General features: G+C 66.2%; 25 protein-coding genes. 14 read left to right on the top strand and 11 right to left on the bottom strand.

The window, feature by feature from the left end:
- Positions 1-17: 17 nt before the first annotated feature.
- From KG104_RS14665 to KG104_RS14620, 10 genes are all read left to right on the top strand, one after another.
- Positions 18-1,709 (top strand): thiamine pyrophosphate-dependent enzyme, encoded by a 1,692-nt coding sequence (locus tag KG104_RS14665; protein ID WP_207347862.1) that lies wholly within the window; start codon positions 18-20, stop codon positions 1,707-1,709.
- A complete protein-coding gene (locus KG104_RS14660) occupies positions 1,706-3,403 on the top strand; it encodes an amidohydrolase (protein WP_207347863.1) in 1,698 nt (565 codons plus the stop codon). The genes KG104_RS14665 and KG104_RS14660 overlap by 4 nt, the downstream gene beginning before the upstream one ends.
- Entirely contained in the window at positions 3,400-4,683 is a 1,284-nt protein-coding gene (locus KG104_RS14655) for a M20 family metallo-hydrolase (RefSeq protein WP_207347864.1), read from the top strand. The genes KG104_RS14660 and KG104_RS14655 overlap by 4 nt, the downstream gene beginning before the upstream one ends.
- A gap of 248 nt (positions 4,684-4,931) precedes the next feature.
- Complete coding sequence (locus KG104_RS14650) at positions 4,932-6,116, top strand: MinD/ParA family ATP-binding protein (RefSeq protein ID WP_216202326.1); 1,185 nt, start codon at positions 4,932-4,934, stop codon at positions 6,114-6,116.
- 116 nt (positions 6,117-6,232) lie between these two features.
- The gene (locus KG104_RS14645; protein ID WP_207347866.1) at positions 6,233-6,799 is read left to right on the top strand and encodes a type 1 glutamine amidotransferase domain-containing protein; all 567 of its coding nucleotides are present in this window, start codon (positions 6,233-6,235) and stop codon (positions 6,797-6,799) included.
- A gap of 93 nt (positions 6,800-6,892) precedes the next feature.
- On the top strand, positions 6,893-7,822 hold the full coding sequence (locus KG104_RS14640; protein WP_181032454.1) for a DUF2797 domain-containing protein: 930 nt from the start codon (positions 6,893-6,895) through the stop codon (positions 7,820-7,822).
- Between the two features lie 69 nt (positions 7,823-7,891).
- A complete protein-coding gene (locus tag KG104_RS14635) occupies positions 7,892-8,122 on the top strand; it encodes a hypothetical protein (protein WP_104052801.1) in 231 nt (76 codons plus the stop codon).
- A complete protein-coding gene (locus KG104_RS14630) occupies positions 8,119-8,568 on the top strand; it encodes an FAS1-like dehydratase domain-containing protein (RefSeq protein WP_104052799.1) in 450 nt (149 codons plus the stop codon). Before KG104_RS14635 ends, KG104_RS14630 begins: the two co-directional genes overlap by 4 nt.
- Before the next feature lie 4 nt (positions 8,569-8,572).
- Positions 8,573-9,004 carry a MaoC family dehydratase gene (locus tag KG104_RS14625; RefSeq protein ID WP_104052797.1) on the top strand — a complete coding sequence of 144 codons (432 nt, stop codon included), beginning with the start codon at positions 8,573-8,575 and terminating at the stop codon, positions 9,002-9,004.
- Between the two features lie 5 nt (positions 9,005-9,009).
- The gene (locus KG104_RS14620; protein WP_104053685.1) at positions 9,010-10,083 is read left to right on the top strand and encodes a UDP-N-acetylmuramate dehydrogenase; all 1,074 of its coding nucleotides are present in this window, start codon (positions 9,010-9,012) and stop codon (positions 10,081-10,083) included.
- Here the strand turns inward: KG104_RS14620 and KG104_RS14615 are convergent, their stop codons facing one another.
- From KG104_RS14615 to KG104_RS14570, 10 genes are all read right to left on the bottom strand, one after another.
- Complete coding sequence (locus KG104_RS14615; protein ID WP_207347867.1) at positions 10,084-10,518, bottom strand: hypothetical protein; 435 nt, start codon at positions 10,516-10,518, stop codon at positions 10,084-10,086.
- Positions 10,519-10,626: 108 nt separating this feature from the next.
- Positions 10,627-11,766 carry an aspartate-semialdehyde dehydrogenase gene (asd, locus tag KG104_RS14610; protein WP_207347868.1) on the bottom strand — a complete coding sequence of 380 codons (1,140 nt, stop codon included), beginning with the start codon at positions 11,764-11,766 and terminating at the stop codon, positions 10,627-10,629.
- A 9-nt stretch (positions 11,767-11,775) separates the two neighbouring features.
- Positions 11,776-12,462 carry a dihydrofolate reductase gene (locus KG104_RS14605; protein ID WP_237687097.1) on the bottom strand — a complete coding sequence of 229 codons (687 nt, stop codon included), beginning with the start codon at positions 12,460-12,462 and terminating at the stop codon, positions 11,776-11,778.
- Between the two features lie 11 nt (positions 12,463-12,473).
- A complete protein-coding gene (locus KG104_RS14600) occupies positions 12,474-13,277 on the bottom strand; it encodes a thymidylate synthase (protein ID WP_104052792.1) in 804 nt (267 codons plus the stop codon).
- 16 nt (positions 13,278-13,293) lie between these two features.
- Entirely contained in the window at positions 13,294-13,833 is a 540-nt protein-coding gene (locus KG104_RS14595; RefSeq protein ID WP_104052790.1) for a DUF1648 domain-containing protein, read from the bottom strand.
- Between the two features lie 40 nt (positions 13,834-13,873).
- Positions 13,874-14,401 carry a ferritin gene (locus KG104_RS14590; RefSeq protein WP_104052788.1) on the bottom strand — a complete coding sequence of 176 codons (528 nt, stop codon included), beginning with the start codon at positions 14,399-14,401 and terminating at the stop codon, positions 13,874-13,876.
- A gap of 77 nt (positions 14,402-14,478) precedes the next feature.
- A complete protein-coding gene (locus KG104_RS14585; protein ID WP_237685631.1) occupies positions 14,479-15,489 on the bottom strand; it encodes an NUDIX hydrolase in 1,011 nt (336 codons plus the stop codon).
- 5 nt (positions 15,490-15,494) lie between these two features.
- On the bottom strand, positions 15,495-17,720 hold the full coding sequence (locus tag KG104_RS14580; RefSeq protein WP_104160414.1) for an RNA degradosome polyphosphate kinase: 2,226 nt from the start codon (positions 17,718-17,720) through the stop codon (positions 15,495-15,497).
- A 91-nt stretch (positions 17,721-17,811) separates the two neighbouring features.
- Complete coding sequence (mshD, locus tag KG104_RS14575) at positions 17,812-18,795, bottom strand: mycothiol synthase (protein WP_104160415.1); 984 nt, start codon at positions 18,793-18,795, stop codon at positions 17,812-17,814.
- A gap of 75 nt (positions 18,796-18,870) precedes the next feature.
- Positions 18,871-19,581 (bottom strand): winged helix-turn-helix transcriptional regulator, encoded by a 711-nt coding sequence (locus KG104_RS14570; RefSeq protein WP_104052782.1) that lies wholly within the window; start codon positions 19,579-19,581, stop codon positions 18,871-18,873.
- Positions 19,582-19,725: 144 nt separating this feature from the next.
- On the opposite strand from KG104_RS14570, the gene KG104_RS14565 reads away from it, so the two are divergent.
- The 4 genes from KG104_RS14565 (at position 19,726) to KG104_RS14550 (ending at position 22,905) form a co-directional block, all read left to right on the top strand.
- A complete protein-coding gene (locus KG104_RS14565; RefSeq protein WP_146067196.1) occupies positions 19,726-20,475 on the top strand; it encodes a hypothetical protein in 750 nt (249 codons plus the stop codon).
- Between the two features lie 219 nt (positions 20,476-20,694).
- Entirely contained in the window at positions 20,695-21,294 is a 600-nt protein-coding gene (locus KG104_RS14560) for a heme-binding beta-barrel domain-containing protein (protein ID WP_104101634.1), read from the top strand.
- Between the two features lie 63 nt (positions 21,295-21,357).
- On the top strand, positions 21,358-22,449 hold the full coding sequence (ygfZ, locus tag KG104_RS14555) for a CAF17-like 4Fe-4S cluster assembly/insertion protein YgfZ (protein WP_207347869.1): 1,092 nt from the start codon (positions 21,358-21,360) through the stop codon (positions 22,447-22,449).
- A 54-nt stretch (positions 22,450-22,503) separates the two neighbouring features.
- A complete protein-coding gene (locus KG104_RS14550) occupies positions 22,504-22,905 on the top strand; it encodes an ankyrin repeat domain-containing protein (RefSeq protein WP_104052773.1) in 402 nt (133 codons plus the stop codon).
- A 28-nt stretch (positions 22,906-22,933) separates the two neighbouring features.
- On the opposite strand, the gene KG104_RS14545 is transcribed toward KG104_RS14550, so the two are convergent.
- The gene (locus KG104_RS14545; protein ID WP_104052771.1) at positions 22,934-23,653 is read right to left on the bottom strand and encodes an N-acetyltransferase; all 720 of its coding nucleotides are present in this window, start codon (positions 23,651-23,653) and stop codon (positions 22,934-22,936) included.
- Between the last annotated feature and the right edge of the window lie 13 nt (positions 23,654-23,666).

Genomic DNA, 23,666 nt, shown 5'->3' with positions numbered 1-23,666 from the left:
AACGGAAGGAATTTCTTGTGGCACAGCGCTCAGCAGGCCATCTCATTGTCCGCCAGCTGGAAGAGCACGGCGTAAAGCGGATCTACACCGTCCCCGGTGAAAGCTTCCTGGACGTCCTGGACGGGCTCCATGATTCAGCCATCCGGACAGTGGTCTGCCGGCAGGAGGGCGGAGCCGGGTTTATGGCGCTCGCGGAGTCCCGGCTCACCGGCGCACCCGGCGTGGCAATGGTGACCCGCGGGCCGGGAGCGGCCAACGCCATGATCGCGGTCCACACGGCCTGGCAGGACGCCACTGCGCTGGTCCTTTTTGTCGGACTGATTCCGCACGCAGACCGCGGCCGGGGCGCCTTCCAGGAGTTCAGCCTGGAGGGTTGGTTCTCCACCACGGCCAAAAAAGTGATGGTGCTCGACGACGAACGCCGGGCAGCGCAAACCGTAGCCGAAGCCATGCACCTGGCCGCCTCCGGACGGCCCGGGCCGGTGGTGATCGGGCTGCCCGAGGACGTACTCGTGCGTCCGGCCGGACAGGGGACCGTGCCGCCCCGCAGAATCGCCGCCGCGCAGCCCGGTGGAGCGGATCTTGACGAGCTGACAACCCGGCTGGCTCGTGCGGAGCGTCCGCTGCTGATCGTTGGCGGGGAAGGCTGGACGGCCGACGACGGCGGGCAGCTGGCCGCATGGGCAGTCTCGGCACGGGTTCCGGTGGCTGCGGATTTCCGGTCCTACGACGCCGTGCCGCACACTTCTGCGGCCTGGGCCGGGTGGCTGGGATATGGGCGGGCCGACACCCTGGCGGCACGGCTGGACGAGGCGGACCTGCTGCTCTTTGTTGGCTGTGCGCGCACCGACGTCCTCAGCGACGGCTACACGCGCGGGGCGGGAACACCAACCGTCCTGGTGCTGCCCGATCCCGATGCAGCAGGCCACGACGGACGCATCGACCTGCATCTGACCGTGACCCCCGCGGCTTTCACCCGGTCCCTGCCGGATCCTTTGGCGGCCCGCGGAGATCGGGACGGTGCGTGGATGGAAGCACTCGCCGCTGATCAGCGGCGGTACGCCGTACCGCGGCCGGACGGAGGCTCCGGCGTCGACCTGGCAGTGGCCTTTGGCCTCCTGGAAGGGCGGCTGCCGGAGAACCGGATCCTGACTTACGGAGCCGGGAACGCCACCATCTGGGGCGCCCGCTACCTCAGTCACCACGGCGCGGGATCCCTGGTGGGCCCGCGCAACGGTGCCATGGGATTGGCAGTGCCTGCCGCGGTGGCTGCATCGCTGATCCACCCCGAACGCCCGGTGGTTGCCGTTTGCGGTGACGGTGACTTCTTCATGAACGCCCAGGAACTGGCCGTCGCCGCAGCACAGGGCGCAGCCCCGCTGGTGATTGTGGTGGACAACGGCGGCTACGGCACGATCGTGGCACATCAGCGCCAAAAATATCCGGAGCGGCCCTCCGGCACAGCGCTTGCCAACCCGGACTTTGCCGGCTGGATCCGCAGCTTCGGCGGACACGGAGAGCGGGTGGAGAACACCGCTGCGTTCGGCCCGGCACTGGACCGGGCCCTGGACAGCGGGCGCCTGGCGCTGCTGCATGTGCTGACAGATCCGGACACCATGGCTCCCGCCACGGCCAACACCCTCGCACGAGACACAGCCTCAGTCCCCGGCCGCAGTGCGGAACCGGCGGCGCTGGAAGGAATCCGATGAAACTTGACCTCATCCTGCACGGCGGGAACATCGTCACCTTGGAGGAGGAGCGGCCCGCTGCCCGTTCAGTGGGGGTGCTCAACGGCCGGATTGCCGGCTTTGACGAGGAGCTGGAGGGATGCACCGCCGAACGGAGCATCGACCTTGACGGTGCCACCGTGGTGCCCGGTTTTATCGATGCACACTGCCACACCACCTGGTGGGGCCTGGGGCTGGACGCCATCGATCTGGAGCAGGCCCGCGGCCTCGACGAGCTGTACGCCTTGCTGGAAAACGAAGTGCAGCGGCTGGCGGACACACCCGGGGCCTGGATCAACGGAACGGGGTTCAATCACAAGCATCACGGCGGGGCCTTTCCCGACATCGACCGGCTGGACCGGATCACCGGCGGCCGGCCGCTGTATCTGCGCCATGTCTCCGGGCACCTGTCCATTACCAACACCGCCACGCTGCAGCTGGCGGGCGTCTTTGAACCGGGGTTCGCGGATCCCACCGGCGGCGCCGTCCGCAGGGCAGAGGACGGATCACCCAACGGAATCGTGGAGGAAGCAGCCCAGCAGCTGCTGCAGGGCCTGCTGCTGCCCTATCCGGTGACACAAATCGTTAAAGCCCTGGACGCAGCCACCGCCCGCTACGCCGCCGTCGGCATCACCAGTTTCACCGAAGCCGGCGTGGGCGGCGGCTGGATCGGCCACAGTCCGGTGGAAGTTTCGGCGTATCAGCAGGCGGCCGCCGCGGGACGTTTGCATGCCAGAGCTCAGCTGATGCCGGCACTGGATTCCCTGCAGCCGCTGCAGGCCAATGAAACCGACATGCACGGCACCGGAGCCGGCCGCGGGCTGGACCTGGGGGTGGTGGCCGGTTTTGGCGATGAGCGGTTATCCCTTGGTCCGGTCAAGGTGTTCATGGACGGCTCGCTGCTGGGCGCGACGGCGGCGGTCACCGAAGACTACTGCGGACATCCGCACAACACCGGGTACCTGCTTGATGATCCCGATGTCTACCGCGAACGCGTCGACGCCGCCTACCGGGCCGGCTGGCCTATCGCCCTGCACGCGATTGGGGATGCAGCAATCGACCTGGCGACCGAAATCATTGTTGCGTGCCAGGAACGCTACGGCCGCAACGCCCTGCCCAACCGGATTGAACACTTTGGCATCGCCCGCCCTGACCAGTTGGCCGCCGTCGCCGCCGCAGGCATTGCCGTTACCCCGCAGGCAGCGTTCATTGGTCCCCTCGGGGACCAGTTCGCCGCCATGGTGGGGCCGGAGCGCGAGGGCTGGCTGTACCGCGGGCGGTCCCTGGTTGACGCGGGAATCCTGGTGGCGGGCAGCTCGGATCTGCCGGTGGCGGACAACAACGTCCTGCGTGCCCTGCAGTCCTGCGTGGACCGGAAAACCGAAAAGGGAAAAATCCTGGGCGGTGCCGGCGAAGGCCTGACCCCCGAGGAAGCGCTGCGCACCTATACCGACTGGGCGGCCCAGGCCACCGGCACGGCCGCGGACAAAGGCACCCTGCGCCGTGGAAAGCTCGCGGACTTTGCGGTGCTCTCCGGTTCACCGCTGGATGCGCCGGACATTTCAGCCCTCCAAGTCCTCGCCACCCTTGTGGGCGGCGAATTCACCTACAACAGGCTTGCCGGAGCAGCACCGGGCATCGAACCGGCGGCCCCAACAACAGGAGCTATCCAATGACCACCACCGCACCCCAGTCCCCGTCCCTGCGCGGCAGCGACGCCGACGCCTTCCTCGCCGATTTCCGCTCCATGAGCACCTTCGGAGCCACAGCCGGGGGAGGAGTGGACCGGCAGGCCGGAACCCCCGCGGACGGGCAAACCAGGAACTGGTTCCGCGGGCTGGCCGAGGGACACGGGTTTGAGGTGCGCTATGACGAAGTGGGCAACCAGTTTGCCCTGCTGGAACTGGTTCCCGGGGCGCCGTACATTGCGATGGGTTCACATCTTGATTCCCAGCCCCTGGGCGGCAGGTACGACGGCGCTTACGGTGTCCTCGCCGGGGCGCATGCGGCCATCCGGCTGCAGCAGCAACTGGCCGCGGGCGGTGACGAGCCGCTGTTCAACATTGCGGTAATTAACTGGTTCAACGAGGAAGGCTGCCGGTTCAAGCCGTCCATGATGGGCAGCGCGGTGTTCACGGGCAAGCTTCCGGCGGAGCAGGTCCTGGCGACCACCGATCCCCGCGGCACATCGGTGCGGGAAGCACTGGAGAGCATTGGCACCATCGGGGATTTCTCGCTGGACCTGGCCGCATACCTGGAGATCCACATTGAGCAGGGGCGCTCGCTGGAAGATGCCGGATTGACCATCGGCCTCGTCGAATCCACCTGGGGTGCCAACAAGTACGAGTTCACGGTCCACGGCGAACAGGCCCATACGGGTGCCACCGTAATTGCCGACCGGCATGACGCACTGCTGGGGGCCAGCGCCCTGGTGGTGGCGGCCCGGGAGATCGCTGACGGGTTCAGCACCCAGGAACACGCCGTCATAACGTCCTGCGGTGAATTCACCGTCTATCCAAACTCTCCCGTGGTGGTCGCCAGCCGGGTTCAGCTGCTGGTGGATGTGCGCAGCACCGACGCCGATGTGCTGGCCGCAGCCGACGCCGAACTCCACCGGCGCATCGCCGCCATTGAGGAGTCCGCCTCAGTACGCATCGAACAGGGAGCCCAGCATGTGTGGGCCGCCAAGGCCTACGACGAGGCCGGCATGGCGCTCGCTGCCGACTGCGCCCGGTCCCTCGGCCTGCCGTACGGAACAGTCCGCACACTGGCCGGGCACGACTCCACCAACCTGAAGGACCTGGTGCCCACCATCATGCTTTTCGTGCCCAGCGTTGAAGGGATTTCCCACAATGAAAAGGAACTGACCAGCGACGCGGACATGCTGGCCGGAGTGGACCTGTTGACGGAACTGTTGGGACGCGTGGCGGCAGGGGGCTTCGTGAGCGGGAAGTAGGCCGGACGCGGCCCGGTTCTGTGAGCCGCGGGGGCCTTCTGTAGGGTGGAAAGGCCTTTACATTCGCCGGGGGGAGCGGAATCGGGGGTGCAGCAGCGGTATATGAGCTGTCCGCACCCCGTGTTCAGCCCACCACACAGCCCGGAACGAAAGACGAAGACATGCGCGAGCCCAGTCCTGAATACCCCGCTGCCCAAGACCATTTCACCCAAGGCTCTGAGGGGCGGGAAGCAGCCAATCTTCCTGCGATGAGCCGGCGCAGCCGGCGGGGGATCGAGGGCCGCACCGCGGCGGTGTCCGCTCCCGTTCCGCCTGCCCAGCCACCTGTCCAGCCGCCAGCCCAGCCGCCCGCCGGCTTCGCGGAATCCCTCCGGCAGGACAACCCGCCTCTGGTTTGGGAGGACGAAGCCGGGTATGCCGCGGAGACCGGGCTCGCCGCCGAACAAACCGTTGCGCCGGACTGGAGCAGTGTCATCGCCGGGGAACCGGAAACGCGTGCCACCGCCCGGCGCCGGGCCTCCTTCCTGGACACCCGGACTGCCCGGATTCCGGCCACCCGCGGCTTCCGCGGACTGCTGAGCAGCATGGGGATTCGGATGTCCCCGTCCGAGTCCGAGCAGGCCGAGCGCCGTGACATCCGGGCTGTCAGCCAGCATTGGCCCGGTCCAAGGACCATCTCCGTGGTCAACGGCAAGGGCGGTGCCAACAAGACACCCACCACCGTCATGCTGGCGGCCGTATTCGCCCGCAACGGCGGGGGTCCGGTTCTGGCCTGGGACAACAACGAAACCCGCGGAACCCTGGGCTGGCGCACCGAGCAGGGGCCGCATGACTCCACCGTCATGGACCTGCTGCCGAACACCGGCAACCTGCTGTCCCCGTCGGCCCAGTCCGCCCTGCTGGCCCGCTTTGTGCATCACCAGACGGAGGACAAGTTTGACGTCCTGCGCTCCAAGCCCGACGTCCTGGCCTCCGAACAGAAGATCACCATGGCGGACTTCGACGCCCTGCATGAGGTGGCCTCGAAGTACTTCCGGCTCAACCTGGTGGACTCGGGCAACGATGAAAGCGCAGAGCGCTGGCTGCGGATGATCCACCACACCGATCAGCTCGTCATTGCCACCACCACGGTTGAGGAACACGCCGAGGCCGGAGCCCTCCTGCTCGAAGCCCTCCAGGAGCGCGGCGGAATGTTCGCCGAACTCGCCACCAACGCCGTCGTCATCGTCAGCCAGTCGGACCGTAACGGAACCGATGCCCAGGTCCGCGGCGTTGCCCGCGGCTTCGAACCGCTGGCCCGGGCCACGGTGACCATTCCCTACGATGCGGCGCTGCGCAAGGGCCAGATCCGCTACGGTTCACTGCGCCCTGCCACCCAGCGGGCCTGGCTGGCAGCTGCTGCCGCAGTCGCCGAGGGCCTGTCTGCCAGCTAACGGGCATTTAGTCAGCTTGCTTATTGTCGCCGGTTTTTCCTAGGGTGGGGGCAACGGAATCGTTCGGTTCCAGGCGGATACATACCGCCCCTAGAAGTCTGCGAAACGGAGGCAACATGTCTGAACATGATATTTCCGGCAAGAAGGTCGCTTTTCTCCTCACTGACGGTGTGGAACAGATCGAGCTCACCAGCCCCTGGGAGGCCGTGAAAGCCGCAGGCGGCGTGCCCACCCTGGTCTCACCGTCCAGCGGCACGGTCCAGGGCTTCGACGGCGTGGACAAGGGCGAGACGTTTACCGTTGACCTGCCCGTGGCTGAGGCCAACGCCGATGATTTCGATGCCTTGGTCCTGCCCGGTGGCGTGGTCAACGCTGACTTCCTGCGCGTGGACAAGGACGCCCAGGCTTTCACGCGGGCGTTCTTCGAAGCGCACAAGCCGGTGGCATCCATCTGCCACGGACCGTGGCTGCTGATCGAGGCCGGCGTCGTTAAGGGCCGTGACCTGACCTCTTACTACACGCTGGCTACGGACCTCAAGAACGCCGGCGCCAACTGGAGCGACGAGGAAGTGGTGGTGGACCAGGGCCTGGTGACCAGCCGCAACCCGGATGATTTGCCGGCCTTCAACGACAAGCTGCTGGAGGAAATTGCCGAGGGCGAGCACGAGGGACAGCACGCCTAACCGGTCAAGCGGGATAATGGGGCGGGGACACGCGCAGGCGTCTCCCCGCCCTTCGCTTTGCGCCCTGTTCCCTTTTTCTCTGGAGATTCACCCGTGACGACTGCCCCCGGCCGGTATCTGAGCGCCGGAGTTTCGTGGGACGACGACGGTCCGTATCTTGCGCTGCGCTCGCCTGTTGGCGTGTCCTTGCAGATGAGGCTCAACGCCGGGACCGTCCTGTCCTACCGGGTTCTTCCCGGCGAGGACGGCGCGCTGCGGCACTGCCTGGGGTCGGTGAAGGTGCAGGACCGGCACACCCGCATCGCCCAGCCCTGCCCTGAGCATTCGGCGGCAGAACGCGGCTATCAGTGCGGGCCCTGCTTCGCCCGCGACGACTGGCGGCTGGTGCATAACGTCCACCGGTCCGGAATCGCGTCGCCGGGACTTCAGCTGTACCTCGAGCAGCCGCACTGGCTGTACGTTGCCACCTTTGCGGACGGCACGAGCAAGGTGGGGACCGCTGCAGCCGGAAGGAAACGCCTGCGCCTCGTGGAACAGGGCGCGGTGGCCGCGCGCTACGTGGCCCGCGCAGACGACGGGCGGGTGGTGCGCATCCTGGAAGACCTGGTCACAGCTGAAGCGGGACTGGTGCAGGCGGTGCGTGCCGGCACCAAGGCCGCTGCCCTGACGCAGCCGCTGGCGGAGGAATTCCTGGACCGGACCAACTCCCTGCACGCGGCGAAGGTCCGGGAACTGCTGGCCGGGGCGGGCATCCGCGGATTCAGCGTGGTGGCTGAAACCTGGGAGCGTCCGGCCCAGGCACGGGTGGTGCTGGACGCGGCCGGGGCTGTTGCCTATCCGCTGGATCCGGGCAGCGGCGAGCACGCCATGGTCATTGAAGCCATGGTGGGAGCAGCGGCACTGGTGACGGTGGAAGGTTCGGACACACCGCTCCTTGCCGATCTGGCCCGGCTGAAGGGCCGCCGGCTGAACCTCGGCGCCTATCAGGCACGGCTTCCTGCCCTGCAGACTGCGCTCTTTTAGCGTCAGGAAGGCTCCCGGCCCCGGACCCCCGTTTCGCGGCAGGAGGTGCCCCGCCTGTATTCTGGGGGCATGCTAAACACCCCGTGGGAAACCGGTTCCGCCCTGTATCGCAAGCTGGTTGTATCCGCCCTGGTGGTTTCCGGAGCCGGCGTGCTGATGGTCGTTTTCGGTGCGATCGGAGATTCCCCGCTGCTGATGTACATCGCCGCGCCCGTGATTGTGGTGGGCATGTGCCTGCACCTGAGCGGTATGGTGGTTCGAGCCCGGGACGCCCGGCGCCGGATGAAGGGAACCAAATGAGTATCAATCCCGAACTGCAGGGGCGCAGCTATCCCGCCAGTGAGCCCTATCAAGTGGGCCGCGAGAAGATCCGTGAGTTTGCCCGCTCGGTCAAAGCCGGCCATGCCGCGCACTATGACGTAGCGGAGGCCGCGCAGCTGGGGTACTCGGACCTGGTGGCTCCGCCCACCTTTGCCGTCATCGTGGCCCAGCGCGCCGATGCGCAGCTGATCTCCGACCCGGAGGCCGGCATCGACTTCACCCGCGTGGTCCACGCAGACCAGCGCTTCACGCATCACCGGCCGATTGTCGCCGGTGATGAACTGATTGCAGAACTTCACGTGGATTCCGTCCGGGCCATGGGCGACGGCGCCCTGCTCACCACCCGCTCGGAAATCTCCACCACGGAGGGCGAAAAGGTCGCCACTGCCGTGTCATCCATCCTCGTCCGCGGAGAAGGGCAGTAACGCCGTGTCGATTGCATTAAGCGAACTCGCCGCCGGACAGGAAATCGGCTCGGCCACGCTGGAGATTTCCCGCGCCGATCTGGTCCGTTACGCGGGAGCGTCCGGAGACTTCAACCCCATCCACTGGAACGAGCGGTTTGCCCGCAGCGTGGACCTGCCCGGCGTCATCGCCCACGGCATGTTCACCATGGGCGCCGCTGTGCAGCTGGTGACCGACTGGATCGGCGATCCGGGTGCCGTGATCGACTACCAGACGCGTTTCACCCGGCCGGTTCCGGTGGAGGATGTTGACGGCGAGGCCGGCGCCGTCGTCGAAGTCACCGGAGTAATTGGAGCGCTCGACGCTGACAATTCCACCGCACGCGTGGACCTCACCGTCACGTTCAACGGCCAGAAGGTGCTGGTCAAGGCACAGGCGGTTGTACGGATCTGGTGAGTGCGCTGACCTCTTTGCCCCTGGCCTCCCTGACCACCTCCCGCGTGGGCGGGCCCGCCCGCCGCTACATCAACGCTGAAACCGAGGACGAACTCATCGGTGCGGTCCGTGCCGCCGATGAGGCGAAGGAACCGCTGCTGATTGTGGGCGGCGGTTCCAATCTGCTGATCTCCGACGCCGGGTTCGACGGCGCGGTGGTCCACGTTGCCACCCGCGGCTTGGAATTCACCGAGGACAAAAACACGGTCACCGTCCGTGCGCAGGCCGGTCACCCCTGGGATGAGCTGGTGGCGGAAACCCTGCGCCGGGGCTGCTCCGGCCTCGAGGCGCTCTCCGGCATTCCGGGCCTGGCCGGTGCGACGCCGGTGCAGAATGTGGGAGCCTACGGTGCGGATGTTTCGCACAGCATTACCGGCGTCCGCGCCTGGGACCGGGAAACCCGTACCGTGGTGCAGTTCACCAATGAAGAGCTGCAGTTCGGGTACCGGGACTCGGTGCTGAAACGCGCCACGGTGAACGGTTCACCGCGGTACGTGGTCCTGACCGTGGACTTTGGCCTGACCCGGGGCATGGAAAGTGCGCCCGTGCGCTACGCCGAGCTGGCCCGGGCACTCGGTGTGGAGGCGGGGGAGCGGGCCGCTGCCGAAGACGTCCGCCGCGAGGTGCTGCGGCTGCGCGCCGGCAAGGGCATGGTGCTTGACCCCGAGGATCCGGACACCTGGAGCACCGGCTCCTTCTTCACGAACCCGGTGGTTTCCGAGGAAGAGGCCGCGCATCTGCCGCCCGAGGCGCCGCGCTACCCGGTGGAACAGCCCGGAATGGTCAAGCTCAGCGCCGCCTGGCTCATTGACCGTTCCGGTTTCCCCAAGGGCTTCGGCCTGCCGGAGACCGGCCAGGGGGCCGAACTGGCCGGCGGCCGGGCTTCCCTGTCCACCAAGCACACCCTTGCAGTAACCAACCGCGGCAACGCCTCGGCCGAGGACCTGTTGGCTGTGGCGCGGGCCGTGGCAGACGGCGTGGATGAAGCCTTTGGCCTTCGCCTGCACCCGGAGCCGCTGCTCATCAACTGCTCGCTGTAATCAGGCTGCCCCGCCGCGGTTCCGGCGCATGATTTGGGCGGCGGCCAGGACTTCGCGCACCTGTCCGCCGTGCCACGACGGGTCCACCAGTGCCCGGCTGCACAGCCACTGCACCAGCCGGGACGTCAGGCTCACCTGGGTTCGCCGGTCCTGCAGTCCGGGCAGCAGCCACCGCGGGTCCAGGAAGCCGTGCAGCGTATAGAGCAGGTCCTCGGCGTCGAAGATCCGCGCGAAGGCGTGCTCCGGGTTGAAGCTCCGTTCCAAATCCAGCAGGACGGCACGGTCCGGGGTCAGGTATATCCAGCCGTCTGTTTCCAGGTACAGCCGCAGCTGTGCCAGAACCCTGGCGTACCGCGCTGCGGTGGCTGTTTGTTTGCCCTCGGCGCTGAGGGTGAAGAAGGTGCGGAGGATTTCTTCCACGGTGAACTTGTCCATAGCGCCACCTTCCCACCTGCCACTGACACTCAGCGCACGCAAAAGCGGACCCGTCCCGCAGGGAACGGATCCGCTGGCTGCAGCCGGGTTCGGACCGGCCTGGCAGGGTTAGAGGTTGCCGGTGGCAATCCGCAGCATACGCCGCAGCGGTTCGGCTGCGCCCCAGAGCAGCTGGTCGCCGATGGTGAAGGCGCTGATGTACTCCGGACCCATTTCCAGTTTCCGGATCCGGCCCACCGGAATGTCCAGGGTTCCGCTGACGGCCACCGGGGTCAGCTCCGCCATGGAGGCTTCCTTGGTGTTGGGCACCACCTTGGCCCACTCGTTGTCGGCGTCGATGATCCGCTCAATCTCCGCCACTGTAAGGTCTTCGGTGAGTTTGAGGGTCAGCGCCTGTGAATGTGAGCGCATGGCGCCGATGCGGACGCAGAGACCGTCAAACGGAATTCGTCCGGCCGTGTCCCGGCCCAGGATCTTGTTGGTTTCGGCACCGGCTTTCCACTCTTCCCTGGACTGCCCGTTGCCCAGGTCTGCGTCGATCCAGGGGATCACCGAACCGGCCAGCGGCACGCCGAACTGTGAGGAGTCCATGGCGGGGTTCTTCTGCTGGGCCAGCACCGCACGGTCGATGTCCAGGATGGCGGAGGCCGGGTCTGCAAGCTGGTCCGCAACCACGGAGTTCAGGGAGCCGAACTGATTGAGCAGCTCACGCATGTGCCGGGCACCGCCGCCGGAGGCAGCCTGATAGGTCATGGAGGTGCCCCATTCCACCAGGCCGTTGCGGAACAATCCGCCCAGCCCCATGAGCATGCAGGAGACGGTGCAGTTGCCGCCCACGAAATTCTTCACCCCGTGGGCCAGCCCGGCGTCGATGACGTCCCGGTTCACCGGGTCCAGGACGATGATGGAGTCCTGCTCCATCCGCAGTGTGGACGCGGCGTCGATCCATAGCCCGTTCCAGCCGGCGTCGCGCAGTTTGGGATAGACCTCCGAGGTGTAACCGCCGCCCTGGGCAGTGACGATGATCGGCAGTTTGGCCAGCGTCTCAATGTCGTAGGCATTCTGGAGCTCTCCTGCACCCGAAGCGAAGGACGGCGCGGCGCCCCCGGCGTTGGAGGTGGAGAAGAACACGGGGTTGATCAGGTCAAAGTCGCCTTCATCCTGCATGCGCTGCATGAGGACGGAACCGACCATGCCCCGCCAGCCGATGAAGCCCGCGGTGGGTACAGGGGTAGCTGCGAAAGTCATGGTTTCAGTTTAGGGCAGGGCCGCGCTGCCGTAGTGCTTGGTGACGCCGCTGTCCGTATCCCGGACCCGGGACCAGAGGGCTATCCGGTAGCAGGTGCCGTTGGTTCCCGTGTGCCAGCCTTCGGCGGGGCTCACCGCCGTGAACCCCCAGTCGGGGCCGAGATGCGGCGCGTAGGTGTCGCCCTCGGTGCTCGCATCAATGACCGTCACTACGGCGGCGTCCGCCAGGGGAGCAGCTGCCTCGTACATCCGGGCACCGCCGACAATCCAGATCTGTTCGCTGCCGCCGGGGCTGTGCCGGGCGGTGTCCAGTGCCTGTTCCAGCGTGGGAACCACGACGGCGCCGGCCGGGGAAATCTCGTCCGCCAGTGTTTCGCTGGAGCTCACCACAATATTGGTGCGGCCGGGCAGCGGCCGGTAGGCGGCGGGAAAGGACTCCCAGGTGCGCCGGCCCATGATGACCGGGTGTCCGGCCGTGGTGCTCTTGAAATGTGCCAGGTCTTCGGGCAGGTGCCACGGCATTCCTCCGTCCCGGCCGATGACGCCGTCCACGGTTTGGGCCCAGATCATGCCTACCAGCGGCTGCGGCATCCCGAGGGGATTGGCCGCTGACAATGCCGCCAACAGGTCCATGCCCTCAGGAGAGGCATCTCCACCGCTTGTGGCGAAATAGCGGATGCCGGCGGGTTCATTCAAGGGAACGCCTCTCAGACTGCAATCGGAGCTTTGATGCCGGGGTGGTGGCGGTAGTCCAGGACCTCAAAATCCTCCAGGACGTAATCGAAGATCGAGTCAGGCGTCCGGGCCAGGCGCAGCTGCGGATACGGGAAGGGTGCGCGGCTGAGCTGTTCGCGGACCTGGTCCACATGGTTGTCGTAGATATGGACGTCACCGCCTGTCCAGACAAATTCACCGGGCTGGAGGCCGGTCTGCTGCGCCACCATGAGCGTCAAAAGTGCGTAGGAGGCAATGTTGAAGGGGACGCCGAGGAACAGGTCGGCCGAGCGCTGGTACAGCTGGCAGGACAGTTTTCCGTCGGCCACGTAGAACTGGAACATCGCGTGGCACGGCGGCAGGGCCATGTTGTCCACTTCGGCCGGGTTCCAGGCCGTGACGATGTGCCGGCGGGAGTCCGGGTTGGTGCGGATGCTTTCAACCACCTTGGCGATCTGGTCAATCTGTCCGCCGTCCGGGGCCGGCCAGGAGCGCCACTGGACACCGTAGACCGGGCCCAGTTCGCCGTCGTCGTCCGCCCACTCGTTCCAGATGCTGACGCCGCGCTCCTGCAGCCAGCGGACGTTGGAATCGCCGCGCAGGAACCACAGGAGTTCGAGGGCCACCGACTTGAAGTGCACCCGCTTGGTGGTGATCAGCGGGAAGGAATCACTGAGGTCAAAGCGCATCTGGCGGCCAAAGACACTGCGGGTTCCGGTGCCGGTGCGGTCGGATTTTTGCGTTCCGTGGGCCATCACGTCGCGGAGCAGGTCTTCATACGGGGTTGGGATAGTCACCCCTTTAGTCTATAGCTCAGTCCTCGGCGGAGAGGGCGGCTACAAGACGGCCGTAGCGTCGCCAGGCGAGCAGCCCGGCCACGGCCACCACACCCAGGAAAGCCAGTGTGGGGAGTACGAGCAGGAGATCCGACGCTTCCGGGGGCAGGAACCAGCTGCGCAGAGTCATCCAGCCAATCAGCAGGGATAACGCAAACGCGCTCAGTGCCAGAAAATACAGTGTTGAGTCCATGCCGGCCCGCTGGTGCACCTGCTCGTCCACGCCGTACGGGGCGGAATTGTTGAGCGGAAAACGCCGGATAATCAGGGCGGTTGCATAGAGGAACAGGAGCAGTCCGAGGCAAATCAGGGGCCCGGTGAACACGGTCCAGAAGGACTTCTCCGCATAGCGGTCCACGTTCCCGGCGCCGTCCCAGTGCATGGGCAGGCTCTGCGGGATCGTGGACCAGGCCAGCGAGCCCGTGGCTGCCACCAGGCCCACCAAGAACCCGGAGGCCAGATACCAGCCGCGGTGCACGCCGGGCAGGGGGATGTTCTTCTTCGCCGTCTCTGTCATTTGGTCTCCCTGTTGCTTCCGGTCCCCGGGAATGTATCGGTCAGAGGGCTCCGCCGGCAGCCTCGGGAGCGCCGGCGTCGCTTCCGCCGCCGTCGCCAACCTGTTCCCGTGCCATGAAATTCTCCAGGTCGAAGAGGTTGTCGGCGCGCTTGGCCACCGTGAGGAGGGTGGACATGGAGGCGACTTCCTCCACCTGCTCCTTGAGGAACCAGAGCATGAACTGCTCTCCCAGGGCATCGCCCTCTGCACGTGCAGCGGCGAAGAGAGCCTCAATCTGGCGGGTGACCTGGCGCTCCTGCTCCAGAGCCAGCTGGATCGGTTCCACCACGGTGGCAAAGTCGTTGCGCACCGCGGCGACGCCGGGGATCCGCACGGGCATGTCCCGGTCCAGCATGTACTGCACCAGCATCATGGCGTGGTTGCGTTCCTCAACCGACTGAGCATAGAAGTGCCGGGCCAGCTGCGGGAGGTCTTCGCCGTCGAAAAACACTGCCATGGCCACGTACTGCTGCGAGGCATTGAATTCGTTACCGATTTGGGCTTCGAGGAGTTCGGTGAAAGTTGTCATTGCCCCACCATAGGGCGGTGGCCGGGATCAAAAAAGCACGGTTAGGCTTAGCTATCCGGTGCGGCGCGGCGGAAAACCTAGTCGTCGAATGCCCGGAACCGCTCCAGCGACACGATGCGCCCCTCCTCGGCGGAGGAGACCTGGCAGATGATCGCTTCGCCCGGCGCCAGATACGGATCCTTGTCCGGCAAACCAATGGACAGGCCGGCCGGCATATGGTCTGCCAGAACCTCGAATGTCAGCGGCAAAACCGGCCGGTGCGTGCACAGGGCAACTGGTTTGGCCTTGTCGAACAATGCTTCCACCGCGTTGCGGGCCTTGCCGGGCTTGCGCTTGGCGCTGTGCTCGGTAATGGCGTCGACGGTTTTGAACTTCACGGCCCGTGCCTTCACATAGGGACGCACAGTCTGCACGCAGCGGACCCAGGGACTGGACACCACCCGGTCCGGCAGCCATGCGGCCAGCAGCCGCGACACGGCCTGTGCCTGGCGCAGGCCGGTGGCCGCCAGCGGACGGTCCCCTTCAGCCCGGGTCCAGGATGACCGGGGCTTGGCCTTGGCATGGCGCACCACGATCAGCGGCCATGTCCGGAGCCGGCCTTCGGCATGGGCCTCCTCCAGGATGCGCAGCGGCAGCCGGTCCGAAGGATTGCTGAGTTCGGCATGGGCCTGCGCCGGAGTGCACCAGCGGACGCCGTCCACTTCCTTGCCGTCCGGCCGGGGCTTTCCCTCCTCGATGCGGGCGGCCCAGTAGTGGACGATCTTCATTCCCGACGCCACCGGATATACCGTGGCCGGCAGCGGAATGCCCAGCCTGATCCGGACCCCGGCTTCCTCCTGCACTTCGCGCACTGCGCACTCAGGAGTTGTCTCGCCGGCATCCAGTTTCCCCTTCGGCCACGACCAGTCCTTGTACCGGGGCCGGTGGATCATGAGGACCTCGAGTTCGCCGTTCCGGGTGCGCCAGCAAATGGCGCCTGCAGCCACCACTTTGATGTCTGCGGGCACGGAATCCCCGGGACCGGTTTCCAGCCCGCGACGGGGGAGAGTGGCCTGTTCACCCATGGAAGCTCCCGGTTCGGTGGGCATGGTCATCAACGGCGGACAGCGGCGCGCTGCCGGGACCGGGAAGCGAGCAGCCACGACTGCACATCCAGCAGCGGCTCCCCTCCTTCATTCTTGTGGTGCCGGGTCCAGATGCCGTCCTTCTCCAGATGCCAGCTTGCGGTGGCCGGATCCATGTAGCGGTCCATCAGCGCGATGAGGTCAGCGATGTCCTCCCGGGAGGCAAGCTGCACCAGGGCCTCCACCCGGCGGTCCAGGTTGCGGTGCATCATGTCTGCTGAACCGATGAACACCACCGGGTCTCCGGCATTGGCGAAGGCAAACACGCGCGAGTGCTCCAGGAACCGGCCCAGAATGGACCGGACAGTAATGTTCTCGCTCAGGCCGGGGACGCCCGGGCGCACGGAACAGATGCCGCGCACAATCACATCCACCCGGACACCGGCCTGGGAGGCACGGTACAGCGAATCGATGATGGCTTCATCCACCATCGAGTTGACCTTGATGATCACCCGGGCGGCCAGGCCGGCCTTCTTATTGGCAATTTCCCGTTCAATCCGGTCAATCAAACCTGACCGCACCGACCGGGGAGCCACGAGCAGGCGCTTGAACGTGGACTTCGGGGCATACCCGGAGAGCTGGTTGAAGAGCTTCGTCAGATCTTCACCCACCTGTTCGTTAGAGGTCAGCAGCCCCAGGTCTTCGTAATAGCGGGCGGTGCGGGGGTGATAGTTTCCGGTGCCGATGTGGCAGTAGCGCCGCAGCCCGTCCACTTCCTGGCGGACCACCAGCGACAACTTGCAGTGCGTTTTCAGCCCCACGATGCCGTAGACCACGTGCACGCCGGCCTGCTCCAGCTTGCGGGCCCAGGAAATGTTGGCCTGCTCGTCGAACCGTGCCTTGATTTCCACCAGGGCCAGCACCTGTTTGCCGGACTCCGCGGCATCAATCAGCGCGTCAACAATGGGGGAGTCCCCGGACGTGCGGTACAGCGTCTGCTTGATGGCCTGGACCCGTGGGTCGGCGGCGGCCTGCTCCAGGAAGGCCTGAACGGAGGTGGAGAAGGAATCATAGGGGTGGTGCAGCAGGATGTCGCGGCGGCGCATTGCAGCAAACACATCCGCCGGCTTGGAGGTTTCGGACTCCTTCAGGTGCAGGGACGTATGCGGCACCTGCTTGGGGTAGTGCAGGTCCGGGCGGTCGATGCGGCTGATGCCGGCCAGTCCGCGCAGGTCCAGCGGTGCGGGCAGCGCATACACCTCGTCTTCTTCCACGCCGAGTTCGCGCACCAGCAGCTCGCGGATGCTGGGGTTGATGTCGGTGGTGACTTCCAGGCGGACGGGCGGGCCGAACCGGCGACGCAGGAGCTCCTTTTCCAGCGCCTGCAGCAGGTTCTCGGCGTCGTCCTCCTCCACCTCCAGATCCTCGTTGCGGGTAACCCGGAAGGCATGGTGTTCCATGACGTCCATACCGGGGAACAGCTGGTCCAGATGTTCGGCAATGACGTCTTCCAGCGGAATGAAGCGGGCCACCCGGCCGGCAACATTTCCGGCCCTGGGGCCGTCCACGGAGATCAGCCGGGGCAGCTGGTCCGGAACCTTGACGCGGGCGAAGAACTCCTTGCCGCTCACGGGGTTGCGCACCACCACGGCCAGGTTCAGGGAGAGGCCGGAGATGTAGGGGAAGGGGTGCGCCGGATCCACGGCCAGCGGGGTGAGGATCGGGAAAACCTTGGACGCGAACTGGCGGTGCAGATAGGCCTTGGCGGTGTCATCGAGCTCGTTCCACCCCACGAGATGGATCTGCTCCTCGGCCAGCGCCGGGCGGATTTGACGGGCAAAGACCTCGGCATGGCGCTGCTGGAGCCGGTAGCCGGCCTCCACGATGTGTTCCAGCTGTTCCATCGGGCTCAGGCCGGCAGCGGAGGGAACCGCCAACCCGGTGGCGATGCGGCGCTTGAGGCCGGCAACCCGCACCATGAAGAACTCGTCCAGGTTGGACGCGAAGATGGACAGGAAACTGACCCGCTCCAACAGGTACAGGTCCGGGTCCTCAGCGAGCTCAAGGACACGGGCGTTGAAATGGAGCCAGCTGATTTCACGGTCCAGGAAACGCTCGGGGCTGATGTCCCCTTCCGGGACGAGTGCCGGACCAAAGTCCGGAATATCAATCCGGTCCTCAGTGGCCCGGGGCGCCGACATGGACTCAGCCGATCCGAAAGTGGAGTGCGGCTCGGCGGCGGTATCGGATCCCATGGTTTCTCCCTGCAGTATGGCGGCGGTCAGGCGTGCCTCCCGGAGGACCGGGCGGCAGGGCCGTCAATTCAACATTACAAGCTGTTCCGGCTCATCCGGCCGCGTACATCACATCCGCGTCCCAGCGGACGAAACCCAGCCGCTGGTACAGCGCCATGGCCGGAGCGTTGTCCGCATCCACGTAAAGCATGATGGCCGGCAGGCCGCTGTCCTGGAGGTGCCGGATGCCGGCAACGGTCAGGGTGCGGCCCAGTCCCATGCCCTGGGCCTCGGGAACCACTCCCACCACGTACACCTCTCCGATGGGCGGATGTCCGCCGGCACCGGGATGGACCTTGGTCCAGTGGAAGCCGAGGATGGCATTGTCTTCGTCCCGCACAGCCAGCAGGAATCCTTCGGGATCGAACCAGTCCTCCGCCATGCGTGCGGCGAGGTCGCTCCGGGTCATGCCGCCCTGCTCGGGGTGGTGGGCAAAGGCGGCCGCGTTGGCTGCCAGCCAGGCGTCGTCGTCGGCCCCCGGATGAAAGGCCCGCAGCGAGACGCCTTCGGGCAGCTCGGCGGCGGGCAGTCCGTCAGTTCCGGCGCCACGGCTCAGCCGCAGGCGCAGCAGCTCGCGCACCGGACGGTAGCCAAAACGCCGGGCCAATTCGACGGCGGCGTCATGGTTGCCGTGCGACCATGCCTGGGGTGCGGGGACGGTGCCGGCGCTAACGTGCTCCTGCACGGAGGACGCCAGGGCGGTGCCCACACCCTTCTCGCGGTAGGCAGGATGGACCACCAGTTCCAGCACACCCGGTTCTTTCGGACCGTCACTGATCAGCACAGCGACGCCGGCCAGCGCCTGGGTAGCCGACGGATCCGAGGACTCATCATTGGCATAGGTGGCGAAAACCAGCAGGGAGTCCGGGTCCGTGTCACCGGAACGCAGGTCAACGAGGGTCTGTTCGGAGAGCGGCGGGTTACCGTCCGCATCGGCGGCGGCGGCGGCCAATTCGCGGATCCGGTCCAGCTCATCGGGCTCCGGGGTTCCCTTGGTGACTGTGACGGGCCAGGGCATTACGCGTTCGTCTCTCATTGAAGAAGCCTAGCGCCCGGAGGGCACCGGACAAGCGGAGGCGTCCAAAGTTCCCGCAGGCAGTGTCGCAGCAGGTCAGGCTTCCTGGCTCGCGGGCTGCGCGGGATCCCCGGCCAGACGGGACCGGGTGAACCGGTAGCCCACGTTGCGGACCGTGCCGATCAGGTTTTCATGGTCCGCCCCCAGCTTGGCCCGCAGCCGCCGGACGTGGACGTCCACCGTCCGTGTGCCCCCGTAATAGTCGTAGCCCCACACCTCGTGCAGCAGCTGGTCGCGGGTGAAGACACGGCCGGGGTGCTGGGCCAGGTACTTCAGGAGCTCAAACTCCTTATAGGTGAGGTTCAGCGCAGTGCCGTTCACCCGGGCCGTGTAGCTCGCTTCGTCGATGACGACGCCGGATGCACGGATCTCGGTGCTGGCAGCTTCCGAGGACGAGTTGATCCTTGCAGACATGAGCCGCAGCCGGGCCTCCAGCTCGGCCGGTCCGGCCGAATCGAGGATGACGTCGTCGGCCCGCCAGTTTGCAGCCACGGCAGCCATGCCGCCTTCGGTAAGAATAAGGATCAGCGGCGTGTCCAGTCCGGTTGCCTTCAGCAGCTGGGTCAGTGAACGGGCGCCGACCAGATCCTTGCGGGCGTCAATAAGCACGACGTCGCTGGGCTCTGTGTCGAGCAGCGCCGTGGGTTCGGCGGGAACAACCTGCACTTTGTGGTTGAGCAGACCGAGGGCCGGCAGGACCTCGACAGAGGGTCCCGGACTGTTGGTCAGCAGCAAAATGTGCGACATGGATCCTCCAAGGTTGGGCGCACATCATCGGGCACAAGCTGGGCCGCGTCCGCAGGCGGGGCGAAGGTGTTGAAAGTATACCCACGGGACCTCGCCGGACCCGTAGCTTTCATCTGCACTACGTAATAAGGCAGGATGGCTTAGGTGAAACTTTGGAGCGTAGCGGTGCTGGCGGCAGCAGCCCTCATTGGCATCGTCGGTGCTTCGTACTGGTCCGTTGGGGCCGTGGCAGTGGTTACCGGCATTCTTTGCATCGTGGTGGGGATCGGCTGGCCGCACCTCCTGGATGTTCCGGCCAAAAAGACCCAGGGCGCCGTACTGGCGCTCGCAGGCGCAGCCGCCTGTGCCGCCGCGCTGGTGGCACCGTCCACGGCATTACTGACCTGGCTGCCCGGGGTGGCGGCAGTAGGCGTAGGCGCCATCTTCCTGATCCAGCTGCTGCGCGGAACCGGACAGGCCCACCGGCTGGAATCAACCATCGGCAACATCGCAGGTGTCCTCCTGACGGTGATGGGTTCAGGCTGGGTGGCCGCGGACCGGCTGGCCGGTGCCGACGGCAGCCCGGCAGGCCTGACCATCAGTGCAGCCGGCATCCTCGCCGCACTCGCTGTGTCCCTGATCCCCCTGCCGGACAGGATTACCGCCCCGCTGGGCGTAGCCGCCGGCGCCCTGGCCGGTGCGCTGGCCGGAGTCCTGCAGCCGGAAGCCGGAGTGCATGCTGCCGCTGCTGCGCTAATGGGCGCCGCGGGTGCCGCCGTCGTCATGGCGGTCCGCCGGCTGATCCTCTCCCGCGATGACATTTCCACCCGCCGGGGGCGGCTGGCCCTGGCCCTGGCACCCATCGTGGCGCTGGGCTCCGTGGTCTATTTCCTGGCCAGCCTGCTCGTCCCCTGACCTCTTCCTATCCCGGCCGGCAGGTCATGGGACGAAACGTCCGCGGCTCCGGGTTAGGATGTAGCTATGGATTCGCTTGTAGCCCTTGAAATCTTCTTTATCGTCCTGCTTGGCATCACCGGCGTCGGCATGGCCGCATTCGCCGGCCTGGTCATCAGCCGCCTGTACAAAGGCCAGAAGTAGCCCGCCCAAGAGCAACCGAAGGAAGAGGTCAGCGCCATGCCCATGGAGATCCCCACCGATCTGACCCCTGAGCTCGTGCCGCTGTCCTGGCTCCTTGGAGTCTGGGAGGGCTCCGGCAGGCTGGGGGAGGGTGAAGCCGATTCCGAGCACTTCACCCAGCGTGTGACTTTCAGCCAAAATGGCCTGCCGTACCTGAAGTACGACGCCGAAAGCTGGCTCACGGACGAAGACGGCACCGTTCTGCGCCCGCTCGCCGTTGAGACGGGATTCTGGGCGCTGGACCGCCCTCTGAACGACGCCGACGGAGGCCCCGGGCTGACCCCGGCGGACATTGTTCCGGCGCTGCGCAGCGCCGACGAAGTCGAAAAGCTCCGCAATGACAGCGGCGGCTTTGACATCACCGCCACCATCGTCCATCCCGGCGGCATCGCAGAGCTGTACTACGGCCAAATCAAGGGCCCCCAAATTCAGCTGACCACCGATCTGGTCATGCGGGGCGTGAACTCCAAGGAGTACACCGCCGCCACGCGCATCTTCGGTTTGGTCAACGGTGACCTGTACTGGCGCTGGGATGTAGCTGAGGGCGGCAACGCGCTGAAGGCCCACGCCTCCGCCATCCTGAAGAAAACCTCCTAAGCCTTCCGGCGCTGCGGAAACCAAGCACGGAATAGCCGCCCCCGCAAGGACGTTGCACCCGTTATGACTTACCTCAGCCCCCTCCTGTCCCGCCACGGTGCGGTGAAAGCCGGCGGCCTCGACGCCGGTGTTGCAGCCCACTACGGCGATCCCCTGCGCGAGCAGCGGGAACTGGCGCGCGGCAATGCCGTCACGGACCTGTCCCACCGCGGCGTTGTCACCGTCACCGGCCCCGACCGCCTCAGCTGGCTGAACACCCTGTCCTCCCAAAGCGTGAGCGACCTGCAGCCAGGCACAAGTTCGGAGCTGCTGCTGCTCAGCGTCCAGGGACGCATTGAGCACGACGCACGGATCCTGGACGACGGGAACACCGCGTGGCTGATCGTGGAAGCCGCTGAGGCGCCCGTCCTGGCCCGGTTCCTGGAACGGATGAAGTTCATGCTCCGGGTCGAGGTGGCCGATGTCAGCAGGGACTGGGCCGTTGTGGGATCAGTGACGCCAGTGGAGGCCTGGGCCAACTATTCCGTCTGGACCGATCCCTGGCCGAACATTGGTGCCGGCGGTTTCGCCTACACCGGCGTCCCTGAGGATTCCCATCCGGGACGCGACCGCCCCTGGCATGAGTATCTGATTCCGGCAGCGGAGCTGGAACAGGCCGTTACGGACTCAGGGCGCACCCTTGCCGGCACCATGGCCTCCGAGGCCCTGCGGATTGCGGCCTGGCGTCCGCGGCTGGGCGCCGAGACCGACGACAAAACCATTCCGCATGAGCTGGATCTGATCCGGACAGCGGTTCATCTGGCCAAGGGCTGCTACAAGGGCCAGGAAACCGTGGCCCGTGTGCACAACCTGGGGCATCCGCCCCGCCGGCTCGTGTTCCTGCAGCTGGACGGTTCCCAGCACACGCTTCCCGCGCCGGGCAGTGCAGTGATGCTGGGAGAACGCAGGGTGGGAGCGGTGACGTCGGTTGCCCAGCACTATGAAATGGGCGCCGTTGCGCTGGCCGTGATTAAGCGCTCCGTGGATCCCGCGGCAGAGCTGGTGGTGGACGACGACGGCGAGCCCTACGCCGCCGCGCAGGAAGTCATTGTTGCCCCGGATGCCGGCCAGGTTGTCGGCCGTGCCGGCGGATTCCTGCGCCCGCCCCGGGCATAGCGGAGTTCAGCGCCAAAGACGTTAGACCGATGTACGCACTTGAAAGGAATCCCCATGAGCACCCCGGAATCCCGCCCGGAGATTGACGAAGACATCATCGAACTGGCCGGTTTGGTGTTCGATGCTGCGCGCGCCGGTGATACGGAGGGGATCCGGGGTTACCTGGATGCCGGAGTGCCCGTGAACCTGACCAACGGCTCCGGCGACACACTGGTGATGCTGGCCTCCTACCACGGCCACGAGAGCCTGACCGCGCTGCTGGTTGAGCGGGGCGCGGATGTGAACACCCAGAATGACCGGGGCCAGACCCCGCTGGCTGGTGCCGTCTTCAAGGGCTACACCGGTATCTTCCGCATCCTGGTTGAAGGGGGAGCGGACCCTGACGCCGGTTCGCCGAGTGCACGGGACACGGCAGGATTCTTTCAGCGGCAGGAAATGCTGGCCCTGCTGCCATAACTGCAGGTCCACACCCTGCCCCGAAAGGCTAGGCCGTCAGCTGGACTTCGGAGCGGATCCCGACGGCAAGGAAACCTGCTCCGGCCGCCGTCCGGGCCGCCCCGATGTTGTCCAGGGGCGTGCGGTACTGCGGGATCAGGCCAGCCGCCATGGACTCCTCCACTGCAATGGACGTGACATAGCGTCCCAGTCCGTGCCGGCGGCTGGACGGAGCGGTGAGCGTGGAGATGTCAGCCAGGATGCCGTCCCGGATGTTGTAGCCGGCGCCCGCCAGCGGAACCGGAACTTCTGCGCTGTCATCCACGACTATGAACAGCGCTTCCTTGCCCGCCAAGCCTGCTTCAGCGACGTCGTCGGGCGGGCACAGACGCTCCAGCTGGACGGCAATCTCCGGGTCCTCGGAGACAGCCAGTTCCTCCGCCGGTTCCATGGGCTCCGGGAACGCATCGGCAAAACACAGATGTTCGGAGCCAACGGTTCTTCCGCCGTACTCCACGGAAAGGCCGGCGAGAGAGGTTTGGCGGCTGAGTTCCGCTGCGCTCTTGCCGCGGGCACGCCGAGCCGCCCATTCGGGCCCGCAGAAGACCTCCCGGCCAAAAAGGCGCATGAAGGATACGCTGCGGGACTCGTCCTGCACGCTGTAGATCCGCGTTCCGTCCCCGGCGGCAGACAGGGCATCATCGGCCAGGCCTAAGCGGCGGGACCAGGCGAGCTGAATGATCGCAATCGTTCCCGGATCCAAATTCATACGTTTCAACCTA

Source organism: Arthrobacter sunyaminii, assembly GCF_018866305.1.
Lineage (GTDB): Bacteria > Actinomycetota > Actinomycetes > Actinomycetales > Micrococcaceae > Arthrobacter_B > Arthrobacter_B sunyaminii.
This window is presented reverse-complemented; position numbering and strand designations above follow the sequence as displayed.